Raw genomic sequence first — 18,423 nt, forward strand, 5'->3', positions numbered from 1 at the left:
CAGGGGGCGGCGAAGTCCTCGGCCAGGGCCGGCTGCACCCGCAGCTTGCCCACCTGCTGCGCGTTACCGGCCGCTGGCCTGCCGGAGTGCGTCGCCGAGCGTCTCGGTGCTGGTCACACCGACGATCAGCTCGCCGTTCTCGAAGACGAACCTCGGCACCGTGGTGACGCCCTCCCGCCGCGCTGCGGCCACTTGCTCACGTACCTCGGCGTCCCCCTGCTCGGTGGCGAGAAAGTCCCGCACCCGGCCGCCGTCCATGCCGACCCGCTCGGCCAGTTCGGTGAGTTGCGCGTGGTCGGCGGGGTTCACGCCGTCGCGGAAGTACGCGTCGAAGAGGGCGGTCGCCAGCGAGGCGTGTACCTCGGCACCGTGCTCGTGCAGGGCGAGCCACCGCAGGCGGTGCGCGGTCAAGGTGTTTACCGCCATCGCACGGTCGAATCGGTACTCGATCCCTTCACTGGCACCGACCCGTGTCATCTCCGTGACCATCGCCTCAGCTCGTTGCGGACCGAACATCTCGACCACCGTGTCCATCAAGAGCGCGTGGATCAGGTCGGCCCGGAACGGGGATCGGCGCTCTCGGTGGGGTCGCGCAGCACTCGGAGGGCTCGGGACCATGCGAGGACTTCATCCAGCATGGTGGTCAGGGCGGTCTCTTGGCGTTCGCCGGGGGCACAGACGCCGACCTTGGAGTCGGCGAAGTCGAAGTCGACGTACGGGGTGATCGCGACTTGGGCGTGTACGTCGGCGACTTTGATCTCGGCCATGGTCTGCCGTAGTTGTTCGGCGGCGCGGGTGCCGCCGTAGACCCCGTAGCTGACGATCCCGGCTGCCTTGTCGTTCCATTCGGCGTACAGGTAGTCGATGGCGTTCTTCAGCGCGGCGGGGATGGCGCTGTTGTACTCCGGGGTGACGAACACGAACCCATCGAACCTGTCGATCGTGGCCGCCCACCGCTTGGTGTGCGCATTCTGATAGGGACCGATGACCGCGGGCGCGGGCTCATCCAGCAACGGCAGCTCGTAGGCGGCTATGTCGACGAGTTCAAGGCCGGCCTCCCCGGCCTTGACGGCGGGGTGCCGGCCGGCGGCCTCGGCGACCCACCGGGCCACGTCCTCTACTCGGCGTCCGGGGCGGGTGCTGCCCAGAATGATCGCGATCTGGATCATGGGCCTCCTCCTTGGTTCTGTTCAGCCGAGGTCATGACCTTTTGGTCGCCGCCAGATCTGTGGCGGCGTGGCCGCCGATCACGAGCGCCTCGTGACCAGGCTTGTGAAGCCCCTCGCGGGTCGACGGGCGGCCCGCCGCCCGAGCAGCCCGCGCAGCGGCCGGGGCTGTGCTCTCACCGTCGGTGAAGGTGTTCATGCCTGCGAGTGTCCCGGCGCTGGGCGTGTCCGGGCCAGGCCGCGGTCTTCCTAGCCCTGGCAGGGCCAGGCTCGCCTGAATACCATGCGGTTGATGAGGGAGACAGAGCTGGGCGCGTTCCTACGCGCGCACCGGGAGGCCGTGCCGCCGGCCGCGGTCGGGCTCCCGGACGGGAACCGGCGCCGCACCCCCGGCCTGCGCCGGGCCGAACTGGCCACACTCGCCGGCGTCAGCGTTGATTACCTCACCCGGCTGGAGCAGGGACGCGACCGCAGCCCGTCCACCCAGGTGCTCGCCGCGCTCGCCGAGACGTTGGGTCTGTCCCGTGACGAACGGATCCACCTGCACCGGCTGGCGAAGACCGTCGCCGGCGGCGCCGCGTGCGACGGAGCCGCCGCGACACGGGCCCAGACGGCGCGCCCGACCCCGCCGGCTACGACGACGAACAGCCAGGGCCGTGCAGCGCGTAGCGGCCGTGCTCGTCGAAGGCCTGCCGGGTGGGCGGGCCCAACAGACAGCGGCACTGTCGCGGCTGAGGCACGATGCCTTTGCAGGTCACGAGCTCTACCGCCAATCCCACGTACCGATCCTCCTCATTCGTCGGTGCTGAATGACCGCTGGTCACTGTGAGTTGTGCACCTGTTACGGGTCGGTCGGGGCGGGTATCACGGGGGGTATGAATAAAGAGATAGAGCTATTCACCCTTGAATACCCGCACGACCCGCAAGTGGTCTGGTCGGCGCTTTGCCGGGCGACCGCGACGATGGGCCAGGCCAGGACCGACGACTCCGCCATGACCGTGCAGTTCAGCACCGGTGTTTCCTTGACGAGCTGGGGCGAGCACATGATCGCCCAGGTCGCTCCCGCCCGCCAGGGCGCCCAGGTGGTCGTACGCGGCCGGCCGAAGGGGTCGTTCCTCACCACTGAGCTCGGTGAGAAGATCCACGCCAGAGGAATCCGGAAAGACCTGGAACAGGCCATGGAGGGAGCCCTACCCAGCCCGTCGACCGCCGGCTGACGGCGCGCGTCGTACCCCTCCCGCATGACAGGGGTCGACCGGCGCATCGGACCGAGAAACGGCAGCGGTCACGGGGCGCCCCCACCCGGCGGTGACACGAGCCCGCCCGGCCGGTGCCCGTGCAGGCACCGGGCGGGCGGGAAGGGTCGGCCGCGGGTGTCAGCTGCCGGCGACCGCGATGGCGTCGATCTCGAACAGCATGCCCGGCAGTGCGAGGGCCGCCACGCCGGTGAGGGTTTGTGTGGGCGGGCGGGAACCCCAGATGCCGGCGATCCGCTCGGCCAGGATCGCGAGCTTGCCCTCGTCGTGGTCGACGATATGGGTGCGGATCTGGGCCACATCGTCGAAGCCGAGTCCCACGGCGGCTAGCGCGGTGCGCAGGTTGATCATGGATCGGTCGACCTGCTCGGCAAAATCGCCGGAGGTGACATGGCCCTCGCCGTCGGAGGCGTACTGGCCCGCGATGAACACCAGCTGCCCGGAGACCCGGGCGATGTGGCTGTAACCGAAGGCGACTGGGTCGTGCAGGCCTTCGGGGTTGATGATGGTGGGTGGCATGGTGGCTCCTTGTCGTTTTCGGGTTGTCAGATCGTTCTGCCCGTGCGGGCGGTGCCGATGGTCGCGGCGGCCCACAGCAGGAGGCAGGCGGCGACGGCGAGGACGCCGGTGAGGCCGATGCCGTCGGCCGCGGCACCGCCGATCAGGGCGCCGAGCGCGATGGACAGGTTGAAGGTGGCGACGAACAGCGACGAGGCGGCCTCGGGAGTGCCGGGTGCGGCCCGCAGCATCCAGGTCTGCAGGCTCACCGACACCCCGCCGTAGGCCACGCCCCAGACGACCAGCAGTGCGATCCCGGTGACCGGCCCCGGATCCGTCAGGGCGAACACGGCCGTGACGGCTCCGAGCGCGGCGCAGATCGTGATCAGAGTGCTCAGCAGGTTCCCCGTCGCCCGGGAACCGGCCACGAAGTTGCCCGCGATGCCCGCTGCGCCGTACGCCATCAGCAGCACCCCGATGAGGCCGGCCTCGATGCCGCCGACCTCGGCCAGGATGGGACGGACGAAGGTGTACGCGGTGAAGTGCCCGCTGATCAGCAGGAACGTGATGATCACGCCCAGCCGTGCCCGCGGGTTGTCGCGCAGCAGCAGTGGCAGCTCGCGGAAGCCGATGGTGCCCTGCGACGGCAGCCTGGGCATCACCGCCAGCAGGCCGACCAGCGCGGCCAGCCCGAGCACGCCGACCGCCACGAACGCGGTGCGCCAGCCGCTGAGATCGCCGATCAGCGTGCCGGCCCGGGATGCCGAGCACGGAGGCCGTGGAGACGCCACCGAACACAATGGCGGTGGCCCGGGCGACGTGCCTGGACGGCACGAGCCGTACCGCCAGCCCTCCGGCGATGGCCCAGAACCCGCCCACTGCGACGCCGATCGCGACACGGGCCGCCAGCAGTACCGCGAAGTGGGTGGCGGCGGCGCACACCAGGTTGGCCACGGCCATGAGCCCGATGAGCGAGGTCAGCAGCACCCGCCGGTCCACGCCGCCCGCCAGGACGGTGATCACAGGCGCGGAGGCGGCGGCGACCAAGCCGGGCACCGTCAGCATGAGCCCCGCCGTCCCCTCCGAGACCTCCAGGTCCGAGCCGATGGGTGTGAGCAGACCGACGGGCAGCAGCTCCGAGGTCATCAGAGCGAAGATGCCCAGCGTCACCGCGAAGACCGGTGCCCACTGCCGGGCGGGCGATCTATTTTCGACTACCTGACTAGGAAACATCTAGATTTCTCCGAAAGGGAAGGCCGGGGGTTGCAGTGACGAATGTCGGAGATCCCGTTGCGGATCTGGCCGGGCACGGCGGGGAGCCGCCCGGAACGCCACACTCACCTCGGCCCATGTCAGGTTCAGGCAACCGTGCAGGGCCCACGCCACGCCTTCACGCCTCCGGATAACCTGGATATTACATATCCAGGACCGCCCACTGCCAATGTGATCTCCGGCACCACAGGCTGGGAGTCGTCCGGGATTGGGGGACACAGTCGTTGGCGCCACGACTGCTTCGTCGTCGGCGAGGTCAACCAGCAGGCGCTGTTCCGCCGGGTGGCCGCGGTCGTGCACCACGGCGGCCCGTCCCGGGACGCCGCAGGTGCTGGTGCCCCAGGTCGCGGACCAGCCGTACTGGGCGGGCCGGGTGACCGCGCTGGGCATCGGCACTGGCGGCCGCACTCAAGATCGCCCTGGCCCCCGTGACCGGTGCCCGCGCGGCCGTCGTGGCCGAGACGGTCCGCACCGACGGGGCGGAGCCGGCCGCGAAGCTTCTGCTCGACAAGATCGGCCGGAGGTCATGCGGGCGGGCACCCGCCGGTCCGCGGCCGGGTCGGGGCCGCCGACCCCAGCTCACCCCCGACCAGGCCTGACAGTCGAGTGAGCAGGCATGACGCCGATGTGAAGCGACGATGAAACCGCTATGTGCTGTCGTGAGTGCGTGTTGAAGAACCGGCGATCTCTCGCGGGTCAATGAACTGCGGTCGGGTTCCGGCCGAGACGGGTACGGCGGTGGCGGGCTGCGCTCGAAAGTCTGTTCGAGGGATGCCGGTTTGGCCCCCGGCGCCAGCACGACACTGTGGGGTGGGGCATGGACGTGGTCAGCACCGACGAGGTCCCGGCGGGGGAGCGGTTCGCCTTCTGGCGCGAGGTGAGCTCGAAGATCTGGGTGCCCTATGACCTACGCTGCGGACCGCACCTGGAGAGCCGATTCCGGGCTCAGATCGATATCAGCGAACTCGGCCCTGTGCAGGCGACGCTGATGACCACGACGCCGTACTCGATCCACCGCACGCCCAAGCTCATTCGCCAGGCCGATCCCGAAGTGTTCAAGCTGTGCTGCGTCCTGCGCGGTCACGGCATGATGGCGCAAGACGGCCGGCGCGCAGACTTTGAACCCGGGAACCTGGTGCTGTATGACACCTCACGTCCCTACCTGGCCGAGCTTGCGCCGGATATTCCGGCCGGTCAGATGCTGGTCTTGCGCTTCCCACGCTCGTTGCTGCCATTGCCTGCCAGGGACCTGCGGCGGCTGACCGCGGTTAGCATCCCGGGCGATCAGGGCATCGGTGCGCTGTCGTCGCAGTTCCTGCTGCAGTTGGCCCGGCGCATGGACGAGTTCAGCCCGACCGAGGCCGCCCGGCTGTCCACCCTGACGCTCGATGTGCTGACCGCGGCGCTGGCCAACGCGCTGGAGGCCGAGAGCGCGGTGCCGCCCCACACCCGGCGGCGAGCGCTGCTGGCTCAGATCCACGCCTTCATCCGGGAAAACCTGGGCGATGCGCACCTGACCCCGGGCGCGATCGCCGCGGCGCACCACATCTCCCTGCGCTATCTGCACAAGCTGTTCCACGCCGAAGGGCATACCGTCGCCGGCTGGGTCCGCGAGCAACGGTTGGAGCAATGCCGACGCGACCTGGCCGACCCCCGGCTGGCCGCCCGCCCGATCAACGCGATCGCGGCCCGGTGGGGGTTCACCAGCCCCTCACACTTCAGCCAGGCTTTCCGCAGCGCCTACGGCCTCTCTCCCCGCGATTTCCGCCGGCAGTGACGCCGAGAGCGCCAAAGGCTTGCCGGGCCTGGGCATGGCTCGCCGACGTCCACGGCACCTACGGCCTGTTCCCGCGCCGGTTTCGCCTAGCAGGTACACGACGGTGCACGCACGCTAAACGACTGTGCACCCACCCGAAAGACAGGCACTGGCCGAGAGTTGCACCCTGATGAGGCAGGCCGGCAGCGCCCGCCACCACGCGTCACGGCTGGCTGCCGACCTGTTTACGAGTACGTTCCGGAGCCGGGAACGCGCCCATCACCAGCAACCGATTCGGATAGATCCGGCCAAGGAAAGGAGGGAAGCAGCGTGAAACTCAAGAAGAAGGACAAGAGGGTGCTCACGGCGGTTGTTCTGGTGCCCTGCTGACACTTGGGGACACGGAGTCCGGGGATCAGGCTGAGTCTGGTTCCCGGACTTTCCGCTCAGCTCAGAGGGTTTCCTGCAGAGGGGTCGGAGCACATGAATGCTTCCTCAAGCACCGTGGAAAGAATTGCCGCGGCTGCGCGGCTGGGCCGGCAGAGCTTCTATTCGACTCCGATGGTGAGCCCCGCTGGACACGCCCGCTCCTACGAAGAGACCGAGGAATGGTTGCGCACCGTCCTGACGCGGGTACCCATCACGAGAATTTTCGACGCGACCCCGCTGGACGTGCTCGGCCTGCCGGTGTGGTGTGCGGTGACGCCGCTCGCGGCCGATCTCACCGTTCACGCGGGCAAGGGTGCCACACCGCGTGCCGCGCGGCTGAGCGCCGTCATGGAATCGATCGAGCGGCTCTGCGGGGAGAGCGTCGCGGACGAACGGGTGCTGAGAGCAAGCCACCGGCAGTTGTCCGCGGAGTCGCCCGCCATCGATCCGGAACTCTTCGACCTGCCCTTCGACACGAGATATCGGCCGGATCTGGAGATGGACTGGGTTCCCGGTTACGACCTCCTGACGGAACGGTATTTCCACGTCGCCCGCGACTTGGTCGTATCGCCGGCGGTCGAGGGGATCTGCGGGCCCGTCGAGACGAACGGGCTGGCGGCGGGAAATTCGATCACCGAGAGCACGCTGCATGCCATATACGAGGTCGTGGAACGGCACGTGGTGTCAGAGGCCCGGTTTCACGACCTGTATCACGACCAGGAGGACGCGCAGCGGCGGCCGCTCCGCATGATTGACGTATCCACGCTGCCCGTCGATTCCACTGAATGGGTACGGCGCATTCGGGACGAAGGCATGGACCTGGTCGTGCGCGACCTGACCAACGATCTGGGCATCCCGGTCTTCGTCGCTTACATAACGAACGATTCCTTCCCCGGCGCCGAAGGCGAGACCATTGCCTTCGGTGGCTACGGAGCGGATCTCGATCCAGCACGGGCGGTGTTCCGGGCCATTACCGAGGCGGTCCAGGCGCATACGGGGACGGTGCTGGGCGCCAGGGACACCTTCGAAGGCGGGGCGGTGACCAATGAACGGACGGCCATGCTGCGCCGGCATCTGTCCACGCTCCACCCCGACGCGGTTCAGCCTTTTCCGCCGTCTCCCTCCTCCTCATACGACCTGTACGAGGACATGAAGGAGGTACTGGCGCGGCTGCGGCGAGGCGGCATCGAGCACTGCGTCGTCGTGGACCTCACCCGGGAGGATTTCGGTGTGCCCGCGGTCCGCGTACTCATTCCCGGACTCGCCGCCCCGTTCGGCGAGTCGTCGCGGCGCCCCGGCCGGCGGTTGCTGCAGAGCCTCGTGTGATCCCATCGACGAAACGTTGAGGTGGCAAGCTCATGGTCGACTTCCGCGCGGTCGCGGCCGGCTGCGCACACCCCGGAACGCGTCCCGTCGTCTTCGCCGGACCAACGATCACGGCGGCCGACATCAGGGCGATGGTGCCGGACGCCGTGGTCGTCCCGCCGGTGGCGCGCGAGCACCTTCATCAAGCGCGTGCCGCGGGCTTCGCGATCTTTCTTGTTCTCGATGGCACGTTCTCGCACGGGTTCGCCGTCTCTCCGCGGGAGGTGGTCGATGTCGTCCAGGACGGCGCACTGGTGCTCGGGGCGTCGAGCATGGGGGCGATCCGGGCCGCCGAATGCTGGCCCGCCGGGATGGTCGGCGTAGGAGTGGTCTTCCGGCTCTACCGGCACGGGATCCTCACCACCGATGACGAGGTGGCGGTCGCGACGGACGCGGACCGGGACCATGAGGCGATCTCCTGCGCCCTCGTCAACGTCAGGTTCGCCGTGCGGCGTGCGGTCGCGGCGGGCCTGATCGACCGCTCCACCGAGGAGGCCGCGGTCGCCGCCGCCCGGCGGATGCACTTCTCGCAGCGGACATGGCCCGCCATCCTCAGGCGGACGGGGATCAAGGGCGACTATCAGGGGATCGCCGAGTTCTGCCGCTCGGTCGACGTCAAGCGGGAGGACGCCCTGCGCGCGCTGCGGCGGCTCGGGCGGGTGCCCGACCAGGTCAAGGACGAGGTCGCCGCGCGAACCGCGGGTCCCGTGCTCACCCCGCCGGTACGTTACCCGGGCCATCACCGCTACTTCGATGCCTCCGCGGAGGCGGCCCGTGCAGACCTCGTCGCCTGGCTGTTCGGATCCGGCCGCTACCAGCGGTACGTCTGGCCCCTGGTGATCGGCGAACCCGAGTTCGCGAATCTGCCCGAGGATCCTCAGGAGCGACCGGATGCGCTACGCGCATCGCTCGCCGAGGTCCTGGCTCGGCTCCTCCGCGCCGGCGGCACCCTGGAGCGGCGGATCTGGCACGAACTGGAGTTCCTCGACGAGCTCGACGCCGAGCTCGCCCGCTGGTACGCGACCCGGCGGCTCGCCCGGTCGGGCCCACCGAACGCGGCGGTCCTGCGGCGGGTACGGGAGGAGGTGGCCGTCGCTCACGGCGCTCCGAACTGGCACACCCTCACCAGGCACGTCGACGACGGCCGGATCTTCGGTGCCATTCCCATGGCCTGGGTGACACAGGCCTGCGATGCCATGGCCCGCGCCCGCGCCGCGCGCCTCCGGAACGACCAGGACGCCTGATGCGACCTGCCGCTCCACGGAGTGCCGCCGTCAGAAGAGGTCGAGGTCACCACGGCGCCGGGATCGCCGTTCGACGTACCTCAGTACGACCATTCCGAGTGTCATGGCGACCACGCCCAACAACGCCTCGTGGACCAGGTACATCGTGAAGACGCCGTCCGGGCCGTGGCCGAAGAGGCGGCGCAGGGCGGAGACGCCGTTGCCGACCGGCAGCCACCCGCCGAGCACGCGCAGTGCGGTGGGGAGCCGTTCGGCGGGCACCGCGGCCCCGCTGACCAGCAGCAGGCCGAAGTAGGCGACGCTGGAGCCGACGACCGTGTCCCTGTTGAGCAGACCCAGCGCGCCCAGAGGTATGCCGAGTGCCGCGCTCCCGGCGGACGTGGCGAGCAGGACGAGCAGGAGCGGCCCCAGCCTCGCGGGGGCCAGCGTGACACCGGTGATCAGCACGGTCAGCCCGAGCCCGGCCAGCGAGGTGACCATTCCGGTGAGCACGTGCGGGAGCGATCTGCCGAGATACAGCGCCACCCGGTTGGCCGGCGACAGCAGCACGTGGCCGATCGTGCCGAAGGTGCGTTCGTTGGCGAGCGTCTGGGCGACGCCGTAGATGCCCGCCATCGCGCACGCCTGGACGGCGTTGCCGAGCGCGAAGAACTCCGCCGGCCTGGTGGAATGCGCCGCCCCGAACGAGGCGAAGAAGATGACCTGGAAGGCGGGGGTCGCCAGCATCGTCGCCGCGAACAGGGGAGGCGACAGCCATTCGAAGAGCGCCCGGTAGCTGAGGAGACCGCCGATGAACGCGACGCGCAGACCGTTCACCCCAGGGTCAACTCCCCGCGGCGCCTGACGATCTTCGTCACGCGGTCGAAGAGCAGCACCGCCGCCACCAGATAGAGGGGGCAGAGCACGGCGAGCTTCGCGCACGCGAACCGGTCGAGGTCGCCGTGGACGACCGCGGCGTTCATCAGGGTGCTCACGTGCGTGGGCGCCAAGAACTCCCCGGCCAGCGCGACGGGCGCCGGGCGGACATCGGACGGGATCAGCAGGGCGCAGGCGAACCAGACGGGGTACTCCAGCGTGTTCGACAGCACCGTCGCCTGCCTCATGAGGATGAACGATGCGCACAGGAGCGTCCCGAGGGCGGCGAGGCCGAGGACACCGACGAGGAGGGTCGGCACGAACAGCGCCAGTCGCGCCCATGACGTCCGGAATCCGAAGAGGACGGTCACGGCGACCAGTCCAGAGCCGGCGGAGGCGACCGCGAGCGCGGACGAGCCGAGGCAGACCCCGAGGACCGGCCGCAGGAGGGACCGGGGCGAAATGAGCAGCAGCTCAAGGGTGCCGTACACGCGCTCCCTGTGCAGCGCCCGGCCGGCGCCGAACAGCGTGGTCGACCACATGCCCATGATCGTGGTCCCGGCCAGCGTCGCGCCGAGCCGTTCGCCGCGGGTCCCGGACATCAGAGCGGCGACCGTCAGGAAGAACAGGGGCTGCAGCAGGGCGAGGATGAGGTAGAACCTCGACCGCAGCAGTTGCTTGACGGTCAGGACCGTCCAGATGCCGATCGACTTCACGCCGGTGTCCCGGAGACGTCCTTCACTGAGGCGCCCGGTCCCGCTTGCACGATCTTGACGTAGGCGTCCTCCAGCGTCCCACCGCGCCGCACGATCGGGCCGGCGCCGAGCGAGCCGAGCAGCTCGGTCAGCGCCTGGACCCGGCGGTCGTCACCGGTCGCCAGCCGCAGCGTCAAGCGCTGGCGGCCACCGTGCTCGGCGATCTCCATTCCCTCGGTGGCCGGATGGGTCCGGATGCGGTCCAGCTCCGGCTCCGTGAGGCCGGGAGCCGGTCCCTCGAGCACCTCGCCCACACGCGCCGCCTTGCGGATGTCGTCGACGCTGCCGCGAGCGACGATCCGCCCGTGGTCGACGATGGCCAGCCGATCCACCAGCTCCTCGGCCTCGAACATGTAGTGCGTGGTGAGGACGACGGTGGTGCCGCCTTGGTTCACCTCCCGCACCAGTGCGCGCAGGCGGCGGGCGCCCACCGGGTCGACGCCGATCGACGGCTCGTCCAGGAGCAGGAGCCGCGGCCGGTGCAGTATGCCGCGGGCGATGTGAAGCCGCTGCCGCATCCCGCGCGAGTACCGCTCGACCCGGGTGTGCCGGTGATCGGCCATTTCGACGATCTCCAGCACCTCGTCGATCCGGCGCGCGCCGGCCCTGCCTCCGAGGCCGTACAGCTCGGCGAAGTAGCGGAGGTTGTCGTGGCCGGACAGACGGTCGTAAAGCCCTCGATCACCGCCCAGGACCAGGCCGATGTCGCGGCGGACGTCCCCGGGGGAGCGGGTGACGTCCCGGCCGAGCACGCGGACGGAGCCGGCGGTCGGAAGCAGGAGGGTGGAGATGATCTTGATGGCGGTGGTCTTGCCCGCGCCGTTGGGGCCGAGCAGGCCGAACAGGCTCCCTTCGGGCACGGCGAGCTCGATGTCGTTCAGGACCCGGCGGTGCGTCCTCCGGCGTTCACGGCCCCTGGCGTAGGAATGGGACACCCGCTCAAGGGTGACGGCCTCGGTCATTGAGATCCCGACCATGACGGAAGAGAGGCGAGATCGATCCGCGGATCCGTGAACGCGGCTCGCAGCGACTCCTCCAACCCGATGAGGAGGGCGCGTACCGTCTGCTCCGGGAACACCGCCGGATCGGCGTGCGCCTGGACGGAGATCGTGTCCGCGCCCGACACGACCAGGTACAGCTTCGCCGGTGCCGGGCGGTCGGACGGCCCGAGTTCGACCCGGGCCCGGGGGATCGCCGCCGGATCGTCCGCCGCGCGCGCCGGCCAGCCGGTCGCCGCGTAGTTGAGCAGGCACCCGCTGTCCGGATCGGATCCGAGCAACCGCAGCGCCAGCCGGGACATCTCGTCGACGTCGTACGATCCGTTCCAGCAAGCCTGGACGGCGGACTCCTGGACCCGGCGCACGAAGGCGGAGAGCGGCTCCGCCGGATCCATCCGGACGCTCATCGGAACACGCTGGTTCATCGAGGTGACCAGCCCGTTCCATGGAGGCTCGTACCGGTTCGACGACATCACCCAGACGATGTGGCGGTCGGCCTGGTCCAGGCGGGCGACGCCGAGGGCGAGAAGGGCCAGCAGCACCCCCTGAGGGAACACCCGGTAGCGGCGCGCCAAAGCGGTCACCAGCCCGCTGGCGGCGCCCAGCCGCAAGACGGCGCGGAATCGGTCGGCGGGCGCGGCGAGCGGCCCGGCCGCCGATCCGGGAACCAGGCCGTCCAGCTCGCCCGTCAGCACCCGGTCCCAGTGGTCGCGCGCCATCGCGCGACGCCGCTTCCATGCCGGTGAACGCTGCTCGCGGGCCATGTCGCGCGGCCCCTCCACGATGGCGCCCTCCGTGGGGCGCACCGCTTCGGGGTGCCGGAACAGCCACCTCAGCTCGCTTTCGAGATGACGCATGGCCCAGGCGTCGACGACCACATGGCCGGCCACCAGCCCGAGGAAGACCGGTCGGCCGGACCTGACCATCACCAGGTGTCGCCAGCCGAAGTCGTCGGTGAAGGTGAAAGGCCGGGCCGCGGACTCGTCCACCAGCCGCCGGGCCTCCTCGGCGCCGCCGTCCTCCAGTTCGAGGACCTCGAGAACGGACTCGGGCGCGTCGTGCACGATCTGCAGGGGAATCCCCCCGGAACCATCGTCATATGTCGTGCGAAGCGTCTCGTATCGGCCCCACAACGTTGTGAACGCCGTGTCCAGATCCCGCAATGTGACTCCGTCGGCGAGCCGGTGCAGCCGGGTAAGGTTCGCCTGCGCCCACGAGTCGCGCGGATTCCTTTCGAGATATCGCCATACCGACAACTGGCCGTAGCACAACGGTTCCATTCCAGGTCGCCTTCGTTCGAGTGCGGTCGCCGCCGACAAGCCGATCTCACCGCTGTATTTCTGACCTGCGAATCTTGCCGTTATTGCGACGCGGTACGCTCGGCACGGATTCGTAGGACATCGGCACCTTGGCGGCGGACAGGCGTTCGCGGCAGTGCTCATCGACGACCGCGATCGGCACGGGATCGGCCGGGTCCGCCGCGACGAGCAGCGCATGGACCGCCTGGCCCAGGTACTCGTGCGGCCTTCCCTCGACGACGGTGTCGGCGATACCGGGGATATCCAGCAGCACCGCCTCGACCTCCGCCGGATACACGTTCTGACCGCCCACGTTGATCACATTGCTCTTGCGGTCGACGAGGTAGAGATAACCGTCGGCGTCCTGGTAGCCGAGATCGCCGATACTGATGAAGCCGTCCCGTTCGGCCAGCCGGGGGCCGGGGCCGAGGTACAGCGGTTGCGCGGAAGCCGGCGAGCGGAAGTAGATCTCACCGACCTCCCCGGGGTCCAGGCGCCGCCCGGCCTCGTCGAGGATTTCGATCTCGTAGTCGGTCGGGCGGCCGACGCTGCCGGGATGCTCGAACCACTCGTCGCCCCGGATGACGGTCCGGCCCACCCTTTCCTGGCTGGTGTAGACCTCATAGACCCGTTCCGGCCCGAGGAGATCCAGCCAGGCCCGCTTGACCTTCTCCGAGCACGGGCCGGCGCCGTGGTGGATCGACTCGATGCTCGACAGGTCGTGGTCGCGAAGCCCGGGTACATCGAGGATCATCCGCATCATCGCGGCCACGAGCCGCACGTGGCCGACCCGGTGCTCCTCGACGAGCCTCGGGAACAGCGACGGGACGAAGGACTCCATGATGATCACCTGATGGTCGAGGACCAGCCCCTGGTACAGAGCGCCGAAACCGCTGTGATGAAGCGGCAGGACCACGAGCTGGGTCTGGCCGAGCCGCATTCCCTGCGTGCGTTCATGCTCGTTGAGCCACGCGCCCGGCCGGTAGGCCCAGGGCCTGCGGCGCACGATCACTCGCGGCAGCCCCGTGGTCCCGCCGGTCAGCGAGGCGGAGCGGGGCATGCCTTGACGGGGCAGCGGCTCGCCGCTGTGCTCGCCCGTGCGCCACCATCCCGGCCGCAGTGATGCCCCGGCCCCCTCGCCGATCAGCACGTGGGCGCCGAGCATGTCGGCGATGGCCGAGCGCTCGGCCGCCGGTGCGGCCGGGTCGAGCGGGACGACCAGAGCCCCGAGCTTCCATGCCGCGACCGTCGCCACCACGTGGTCGAGACCGGCCGGCAGGGCGATCGCCACCGTGGTGTCCGGCGTGACGCCTCGGGCGGCGAGGCCGCGAGCCGCGGCGTTCGTCAGATGGGAGAGCTCCCCCCAGGTCAGCGCCGTTCTGCGGGCGTCCGGCGCCACCGAGATCACGGCGCTGGCCGCCGGATGCCCGGCCGCCAGCCGATCGAGGCGCTCCCCGACGGTGACCAGGGACGCATCGTGTGCCGACATCCAGCGAACACTCCTTCTTCCGTGTTGACACCATTTCCGTCCGGTTCAAATGCGGGCGATGGAGCGAGCGCGCCCATACAGGTAAGGCTTCTCATATCCGTTCACGAGGTGGATAGCGCCGCGTCCATGGTTCAGCGGAACGACCGGCATCGGCATTGAGCGACTCGTCTGAGGCCGAGGGCCACCGCTCGACCGCCGCCCGCACGAACGAATCGATGTCGGGTGCGTCGAACGCATCGGCGAGCGACATCGCCGGCCCGCACTCCTGCTGCACCCGGCTCACCACCTGCATGAGGGCGAGCGAGTTCGCACCGAGATCGAAGAAATCGCGGTGCACGTCCAGGAGCTCCACCCGGAGAACCCGGCGGACCACCTCCAGCACGAGTTCGTAGCGTTGATCCCGCATTGCGGCCCCACTTTCGGTCGGACGAACACTGGCGGCCCACAAGGGTCATCTAGGTCGCAACCTGATCGAATCGATGAAGTCGGGGCGCAGCTCGTTCAGCCCGTCAGCGCCTACGCGGGTCGCCGTGATCGGCACCATCGCGAACGGCTGCCGGCGCCCGAGCAGGGGCGTGAAGAGAGGGACGAAACCCTGGTCCCGCAGTGCGACGAGGAAGTCGTGGCAGATCGCTCCGCGCGAGTCGACGGCTCCGGTCGCGTGCCATGGCGCCGGGCCGTGCCCGAGAGGCCCGAAGGCCGGCCGTCCGCGGCTCGGACGGGTGGTCAGCCACAGCGCCTCGGGGAAGACCCGCCGGCGAACGCCGAGCTGCTGGTCGGCGCGTAGCACCGACGCGTAGCTCAGCATGTCCTCCCAGGTGGTCCGCAACACTTGCTGGCGCGCACGCCGAACGACCGGCTCGACGTCCGCCCCGACGTCGTAGATGTCGTCGTAGAGCGCTCTCGCCCAGGCCGACCCGGTCGGATCCGAGAATCCCGCTGCCCGCGCGCTCTCCGGGATCGGGACCGAGTAGACCAGGGACCGGAACAGGTCCGCGGCGTTCCGTGCCGGGTCCAGTTCGGCGACCCGGCACAGGACCGCCACCGGATCGGCGGTGATGTCCAGTCCGCGGAACAGGTCGTTGTACGACCGGCGGACCCGCGTCCGGAGCTCGCTGTAGCCGGAGCGGGCGGGACCGCTCATGCTCTCGGCGGTCACCGTGTCCAGATCGTGCACCTGGAACAGATCGCCGGCGACCTGTCGCGCGTACTCCTGCATCTTCGCGATTCCGGCGCCCACCCGGGCACGCGGGTGCCTTCGGAAGTGCTCTCCGTCGCTGAGGAGACTGAAACGGGCGACGCCGGGCGGGTACACGCGTCGCAGTGCCTCGACCAGCTCGAGCATGCGCACGAGTGTCGCGAGCTCGGCCAGGTCGGGCAGCATCCCTGCGGCCTTGAGCCCCCCGTGCCCGAGCTTGTTCGGAAAGAAGAGCATGCACAGGTGCAACGGTTCGCCGCGGGACATCGCCGGCAGCAGATCCGCTCGGGCGTCGTCGAGCCGGTAATCCGACCGTGGTCCCGCTCGGAACTGGTCGCGCTGCAGGATGTGGTGGGTGAGACTGATGCAGGTGTCGGTGCCCGGCGTCGCGTGCGGGTGCACTGCCACCGCCCGGTCGGCGGTGTGCTCCGCGGCCCGGCTCGCGGCCGCGACCAGACGGGAGACCAGCCCGGTGGTCTGGGGCCGATCCCAGTGGACCGCGAACTGCTCGCCGAGCGGGTTCTCGCGCAGCTCACCGAGCCGCAGTCCGGCGAGCGACGTTGCGTGCGAGATGTGCGGGCCCCGAGCCCACGGTCTTCGCCACGTGGCCGGAGCCCGCTCGAACGTCGCCACCGTAGGGACGGGGGCGTCCGGATCGCCGCCGGCTCGACCGACCGCCACCTCGCAGACCGTCGCCTCCGGCGGATCGGCCGTCAGTGAGTCGGCCGATGGCGAGCCGACCTGGAGTCTGCCGCCCAGATGGAAGATCTCTCCGCGGAAGCGGGTGAAGCCTTTCGCGGCGGCGCACCCGTTCGGCGAAACGCGGACGACCGGGGCCGGAACGTCCACGCCGGCGCGGCGGGCGGACGCCTGCTCCCGGACCCGATCGACGATCCGCTGCAAGATCGCTTCCTGTTCAGGTGACACGCTGTGCACATAGGGCGACCAGCAGGGTCGGCCGGCGAGCTCGCGTGCACTGTCGGGGCGCAAGTAGCGCAGCTCGGCGGCGATGACCGCGGCGACCTGCCGGCGCACTGTCCGCTCGTCGGCCGGCAGGCCGGCTCGGATGAATGCGTCGACCAGGGTGTCGACCGTGGTCAGCCGTGTCGGCCTGGCGTCGTGCCGACGGGGAGGCTCGGCCACCAGGATGCGTCCGGTCGGCAGATGGGCGGGGGTGAGCTCGAAGACGACACCGTCCGACGCGGGGTCCACGATCGGCGATCCGCATATGTCCAGTGACGTTCTGAACACTCGCAGCATTGGCCGGAGGAAACACTCCAACAGCGATTGCACGCCGGCCATGCCAAGCGTCGTTCTTCGCCGGAAGATTCCTTCCGTCAATCCTCTGTCGAGAAGCAGCATGTCCGCGGTCACGCCGATCGAACCTGCTGCAGCCTCACCATGCTCAGGCTGCGGAAAAAGAAGGACGGGTGTGTCGCCGTATACGGGCACGGATTGCCAGGCTGCGTGCATCCGCAGTATCGGGTGGTCATGCAAGAGTCGCCTGACACCACTACTGGTGTCGCCATGCCGGCCGGCCGGCTGAACCATGAACGCGGTGTTGTCGACATTGTGGCCTGACATAATCAATTCATATACCGATCTACCATCGGATACCGACCTGACCGATCCCGTATAGGCGTGCTCGTTCCATCGCCCGTATCTGCCCGGGGCGAAGATGGCATTACTTCCGACTCGGTGCGCGCCGAAGGGCCATCGCTTCGGTTTGCCTCGATTAATAGGAGGATGCACGCTGCGGCCGGGGATGTCTTACGGGTGAGTGCACACGTCTTTAGCCGCCGTGCACTGTTGCTTACCGCTGGCGGGTCTGACGGTCTGCCCGCCCAAGACCGCGCACAGCACCCGGACGATCGCGCTGGACCGCACCACCATCGTCGCGCCGCGCGCCCACCGCGCCCGGCGACCAGCGGAGGCGGACGCCTACGGTGAGGGTTACCGCGACGGCGCGGCATCGCTCAGTGTGCGATCGATCTGAACCGCGAGGCGGAAAGGGCCGGATGAGGAGGCCGTCGACGATGAAACGGACGGTGCGCCGCGCGTCCTCGACCACGTCGACATCCTGGTCGAGGAGCGGGCTTCCGTCGCGGCTGTGATCCGTGCGATGCGGCGCCGAGGGATGTCGGCCGCACCCCGGGGTCATGTCCCGGTCCTGGGTGACCGTTCGGGCCGGGGCCCGGACATCATGAGACTGGCGCGACCGGCCGGGTGTGCGGGAGGGGCCGCCGGTCAGCCCGCGAGGTCCAGGGGACCGCGGCCGCCGACGGCTTCGAGGTAGCCGGTGGCGTCGGTGCGGCGCTCGCCCCACAGGATCTCGAAGACCAGGCGGGAGATCTTCCAGCCGTCATCGGTGCGGGTCATCTCGTCGTGGTAGCGGCCGACGAGTACGTGGACGGTCTCGGGATCGTCCTGGAAAGCCTGGTGGGAGGTGTGGTAGACGAGCGCCTTCGCCCGGTCGCCGGCCACGTCGACGTGGTAGACGCTCAGGAGGTGGTGCTGCCAGACGACGTCCTTGGTCCGCTCGTCGATCCACTTGGCGACGGCCTCGCCGCCGTTGATCGGGTCGGCGTTGCCGTACCGGGCCCACAGGTCGTCGGCGAGCACGGAGCGGACGCCGCCGCCGTCGCGGACATCGATGCACGAGGCGTACCGGTAGAGCGTGTCGGTGATGTCGAGCCGGTCCTGAAGGGTCTGGACGGAGGAAGCGGTCATGGTGCCCTGCCTCTCTGCCCCCGGGGGTGGGGAACGGTGCAGGAAACCTAAAACCTCATGAGGAAACCGTCAAGAGATCCGCTTGTGGGCGGGGGAGCGCCCTGCGATCGGCGG

18 protein-coding genes and 1 pseudogene are annotated in these 18,423 nt (G+C 69.4%); 6 read left to right on the top strand and 13 right to left on the bottom strand.

Features of this window, described 5'->3' with window-relative positions; genetic code table 11:
* Positions 1-63: 63 nt before the first annotated feature.
* Together ABD340_RS09900 and ABD340_RS09905 are read right to left on the bottom strand one after the other, a co-directional pair.
* Complete coding sequence (locus ABD340_RS09900) at positions 64-618, bottom strand: DsbA family oxidoreductase (protein WP_344588379.1); 555 nt, start codon at positions 616-618, stop codon at positions 64-66.
* Positions 549-1,169, bottom strand: a complete 621-nt coding sequence (locus ABD340_RS09905; protein ID WP_344588380.1) for an NADPH-dependent FMN reductase — start codon at positions 1,167-1,169, stop codon at positions 549-551. Before ABD340_RS09905 ends, ABD340_RS09900 begins: the two co-directional genes overlap by 70 nt.
* Positions 1,170-1,458: 289 nt before the next feature.
* On the opposite strand from ABD340_RS09905, the gene ABD340_RS09910 reads away from it, so the two are divergent.
* Positions 1,459-1,995 (top strand): helix-turn-helix domain-containing protein, encoded by a 537-nt coding sequence (locus tag ABD340_RS09910; protein WP_344588381.1) that lies wholly within the window; start codon positions 1,459-1,461, stop codon positions 1,993-1,995.
* Between the two features lie 46 nt (positions 1,996-2,041).
* Complete coding sequence (locus ABD340_RS09915; RefSeq protein WP_344588382.1) at positions 2,042-2,383, top strand: hypothetical protein; 342 nt, start codon at positions 2,042-2,044, stop codon at positions 2,381-2,383.
* A 159-nt stretch (positions 2,384-2,542) separates the two neighbouring features.
* Here ABD340_RS09915 and ABD340_RS09920 read toward each other — a convergent pair whose 3' ends face one another.
* From ABD340_RS09920 to ABD340_RS09930, 3 genes and pseudogenes are all read right to left on the bottom strand, one after another.
* The gene (locus ABD340_RS09920; protein ID WP_344588593.1) at positions 2,543-2,941 is read right to left on the bottom strand and encodes a RidA family protein; all 399 of its coding nucleotides are present in this window, start codon (positions 2,939-2,941) and stop codon (positions 2,543-2,545) included.
* Positions 2,942-2,967: 26 nt separating this feature from the next.
* Complete coding sequence (locus ABD340_RS09925) at positions 2,968-3,711, bottom strand: MFS transporter (RefSeq protein ID WP_344588383.1); 744 nt, start codon at positions 3,709-3,711, stop codon at positions 2,968-2,970.
* Positions 3,712-3,739: 28 nt separating this feature from the next.
* A pseudogene (locus ABD340_RS09930) lies at positions 3,740-4,153 on the bottom strand (MFS transporter); the annotation flags it as partial.
* Positions 4,154-5,009: 856 nt separating this feature from the next.
* On the opposite strand from ABD340_RS09930, the gene ABD340_RS09935 reads away from it, so the two are divergent.
* From ABD340_RS09935 to ABD340_RS09945, 3 genes are all read left to right on the top strand, one after another.
* Positions 5,010-5,969 (top strand): AraC-like ligand-binding domain-containing protein, encoded by a 960-nt coding sequence (locus ABD340_RS09935; protein WP_344588384.1) that lies wholly within the window; start codon positions 5,010-5,012, stop codon positions 5,967-5,969.
* A 462-nt stretch (positions 5,970-6,431) separates the two neighbouring features.
* On the top strand, positions 6,432-7,703 hold the full coding sequence (locus ABD340_RS09940; RefSeq protein ID WP_344588386.1) for a YcaO-like family protein: 1,272 nt from the start codon (positions 6,432-6,434) through the stop codon (positions 7,701-7,703).
* A gap of 32 nt (positions 7,704-7,735) precedes the next feature.
* A complete protein-coding gene (locus ABD340_RS09945; RefSeq protein WP_344588387.1) occupies positions 7,736-8,986 on the top strand; it encodes a TfuA-like protein in 1,251 nt (416 codons plus the stop codon).
* Between the two features lie 30 nt (positions 8,987-9,016).
* On the opposite strand, the gene ABD340_RS09950 is transcribed toward ABD340_RS09945, so the two are convergent.
* The 7 genes from ABD340_RS09950 to ABD340_RS09980 all read right to left on the bottom strand — a co-directional run bounded on the left by ABD340_RS09950 (position 9,017) and on the right by ABD340_RS09980 (position 17,130).
* The gene (locus tag ABD340_RS09950) at positions 9,017-9,802 is read right to left on the bottom strand and encodes an ABC transporter permease (RefSeq protein WP_344588388.1); all 786 of its coding nucleotides are present in this window, start codon (positions 9,800-9,802) and stop codon (positions 9,017-9,019) included.
* Positions 9,799-10,557: an ABC transporter permease gene (locus ABD340_RS09955; protein WP_344588390.1), complete on the bottom strand. Its 759-nt coding sequence runs from the start codon at positions 10,555-10,557 to the stop codon at positions 9,799-9,801. The genes ABD340_RS09950 and ABD340_RS09955 overlap by 4 nt, the downstream gene beginning before the upstream one ends.
* The gene (locus ABD340_RS09960; protein ID WP_344588391.1) at positions 10,554-11,558 is read right to left on the bottom strand and encodes an ABC transporter ATP-binding protein; all 1,005 of its coding nucleotides are present in this window, start codon (positions 11,556-11,558) and stop codon (positions 10,554-10,556) included. The genes ABD340_RS09955 and ABD340_RS09960 overlap by 4 nt, the downstream gene beginning before the upstream one ends.
* Positions 11,555-13,036: a condensation domain-containing protein gene (locus ABD340_RS09965; protein WP_344588392.1), complete on the bottom strand. Its 1,482-nt coding sequence runs from the start codon at positions 13,034-13,036 to the stop codon at positions 11,555-11,557. The genes ABD340_RS09960 and ABD340_RS09965 overlap by 4 nt, the downstream gene beginning before the upstream one ends.
* The gene (locus ABD340_RS09970; RefSeq protein ID WP_344588394.1) at positions 12,921-14,381 is read right to left on the bottom strand and encodes a class I adenylate-forming enzyme family protein; all 1,461 of its coding nucleotides are present in this window, start codon (positions 14,379-14,381) and stop codon (positions 12,921-12,923) included. The genes ABD340_RS09965 and ABD340_RS09970 overlap by 116 nt, the downstream gene beginning before the upstream one ends.
* A 91-nt stretch (positions 14,382-14,472) precedes the next feature.
* Positions 14,473-14,787, bottom strand: coding sequence for an acyl carrier protein (locus ABD340_RS09975; RefSeq protein ID WP_344588395.1), 315 nt, complete (start codon positions 14,785-14,787; stop codon positions 14,473-14,475).
* A gap of 45 nt (positions 14,788-14,832) precedes the next feature.
* Entirely contained in the window at positions 14,833-17,130 is a 2,298-nt protein-coding gene (locus ABD340_RS09980; protein ID WP_344588397.1) for an L-tyrosine/L-tryptophan isonitrile synthase family protein, read from the bottom strand.
* Between the two features lie 250 nt (positions 17,131-17,380).
* Between ABD340_RS09980 and ABD340_RS09985 the strand changes: the two genes are divergently transcribed.
* Positions 17,381-17,575 (top strand): hypothetical protein, encoded by a 195-nt coding sequence (locus tag ABD340_RS09985; RefSeq protein ID WP_344588398.1) that lies wholly within the window; start codon positions 17,381-17,383, stop codon positions 17,573-17,575.
* 251 nt (positions 17,576-17,826) lie between these two features.
* Here the strand turns inward: ABD340_RS09985 and ABD340_RS09990 are convergent, their stop codons facing one another.
* Entirely contained in the window at positions 17,827-18,309 is a 483-nt protein-coding gene (locus ABD340_RS09990) for a nuclear transport factor 2 family protein (protein ID WP_344588399.1), read from the bottom strand.
* Positions 18,310-18,423: the final 114 nt, after the last annotated feature.

This window comes from Actinomadura vinacea (genome assembly GCF_039532545.1).
GTDB classification, from domain to species: Bacteria; Actinomycetota; Actinomycetes; order Streptosporangiales; family Streptosporangiaceae; genus Spirillospora; species Spirillospora vinacea.

Bases quoted from the DNA above. Each gene is read 5' to 3' on its own strand.
- ABD340_RS09915 (WP_344588382.1), top strand. From the start codon at position 2,042: ATGAATAAAGAGATAGAGCTATTCACCCTTGAATACCCGCACGACCCG.
- ABD340_RS09935 (WP_344588384.1), top strand. From the start codon at position 5,010: ATGGACGTGGTCAGCACCGACGAGGTCCCGGCGGGGGAGCGGTTCGCC.
- ABD340_RS09980 (WP_344588397.1), bottom strand. From the start codon at position 17,130: ATGGTTCAGCCGGCCGGCCGGCATGGCGACACCAGTAGTGGTGTCAGG.
- ABD340_RS09905 (WP_344588380.1), bottom strand. From the start codon at position 1,169: ATGATCCAGATCGCGATCATTCTGGGCAGCACCCGCCCCGGACGCCGA.
- ABD340_RS09920 (WP_344588593.1), bottom strand. From the start codon at position 2,941: ATGCCACCCACCATCATCAACCCCGAAGGCCTGCACGACCCAGTCGCC.
- ABD340_RS09990 (WP_344588399.1), bottom strand. From the start codon at position 18,309: ATGACCGCTTCCTCCGTCCAGACCCTTCAGGACCGGCTCGACATCACC.
- ABD340_RS09970 (WP_344588394.1), bottom strand. From the start codon at position 14,381: ATGTCGGCACACGATGCGTCCCTGGTCACCGTCGGGGAGCGCCTCGAT.
- ABD340_RS09975 (WP_344588395.1), bottom strand. From the start codon at position 14,787: ATGCGGGATCAACGCTACGAACTCGTGCTGGAGGTGGTCCGCCGGGTT.
- ABD340_RS09940 (WP_344588386.1), top strand. From the start codon at position 6,432: ATGAATGCTTCCTCAAGCACCGTGGAAAGAATTGCCGCGGCTGCGCGG.
- ABD340_RS09960 (WP_344588391.1), bottom strand. From the start codon at position 11,558: ATGACCGAGGCCGTCACCCTTGAGCGGGTGTCCCATTCCTACGCCAGG.
- ABD340_RS09900 (WP_344588379.1), bottom strand. From the start codon at position 618: ATGGTCCCGAGCCCTCCGAGTGCTGCGCGACCCCACCGAGAGCGCCGA.
- ABD340_RS09910 (WP_344588381.1), top strand. From the start codon at position 1,459: ATGAGGGAGACAGAGCTGGGCGCGTTCCTACGCGCGCACCGGGAGGCC.
- ABD340_RS09945 (WP_344588387.1), top strand. From the start codon at position 7,736: ATGGTCGACTTCCGCGCGGTCGCGGCCGGCTGCGCACACCCCGGAACG.
- ABD340_RS09965 (WP_344588392.1), bottom strand. From the start codon at position 13,036: ATGAGCACTGCCGCGAACGCCTGTCCGCCGCCAAGGTGCCGATGTCCT.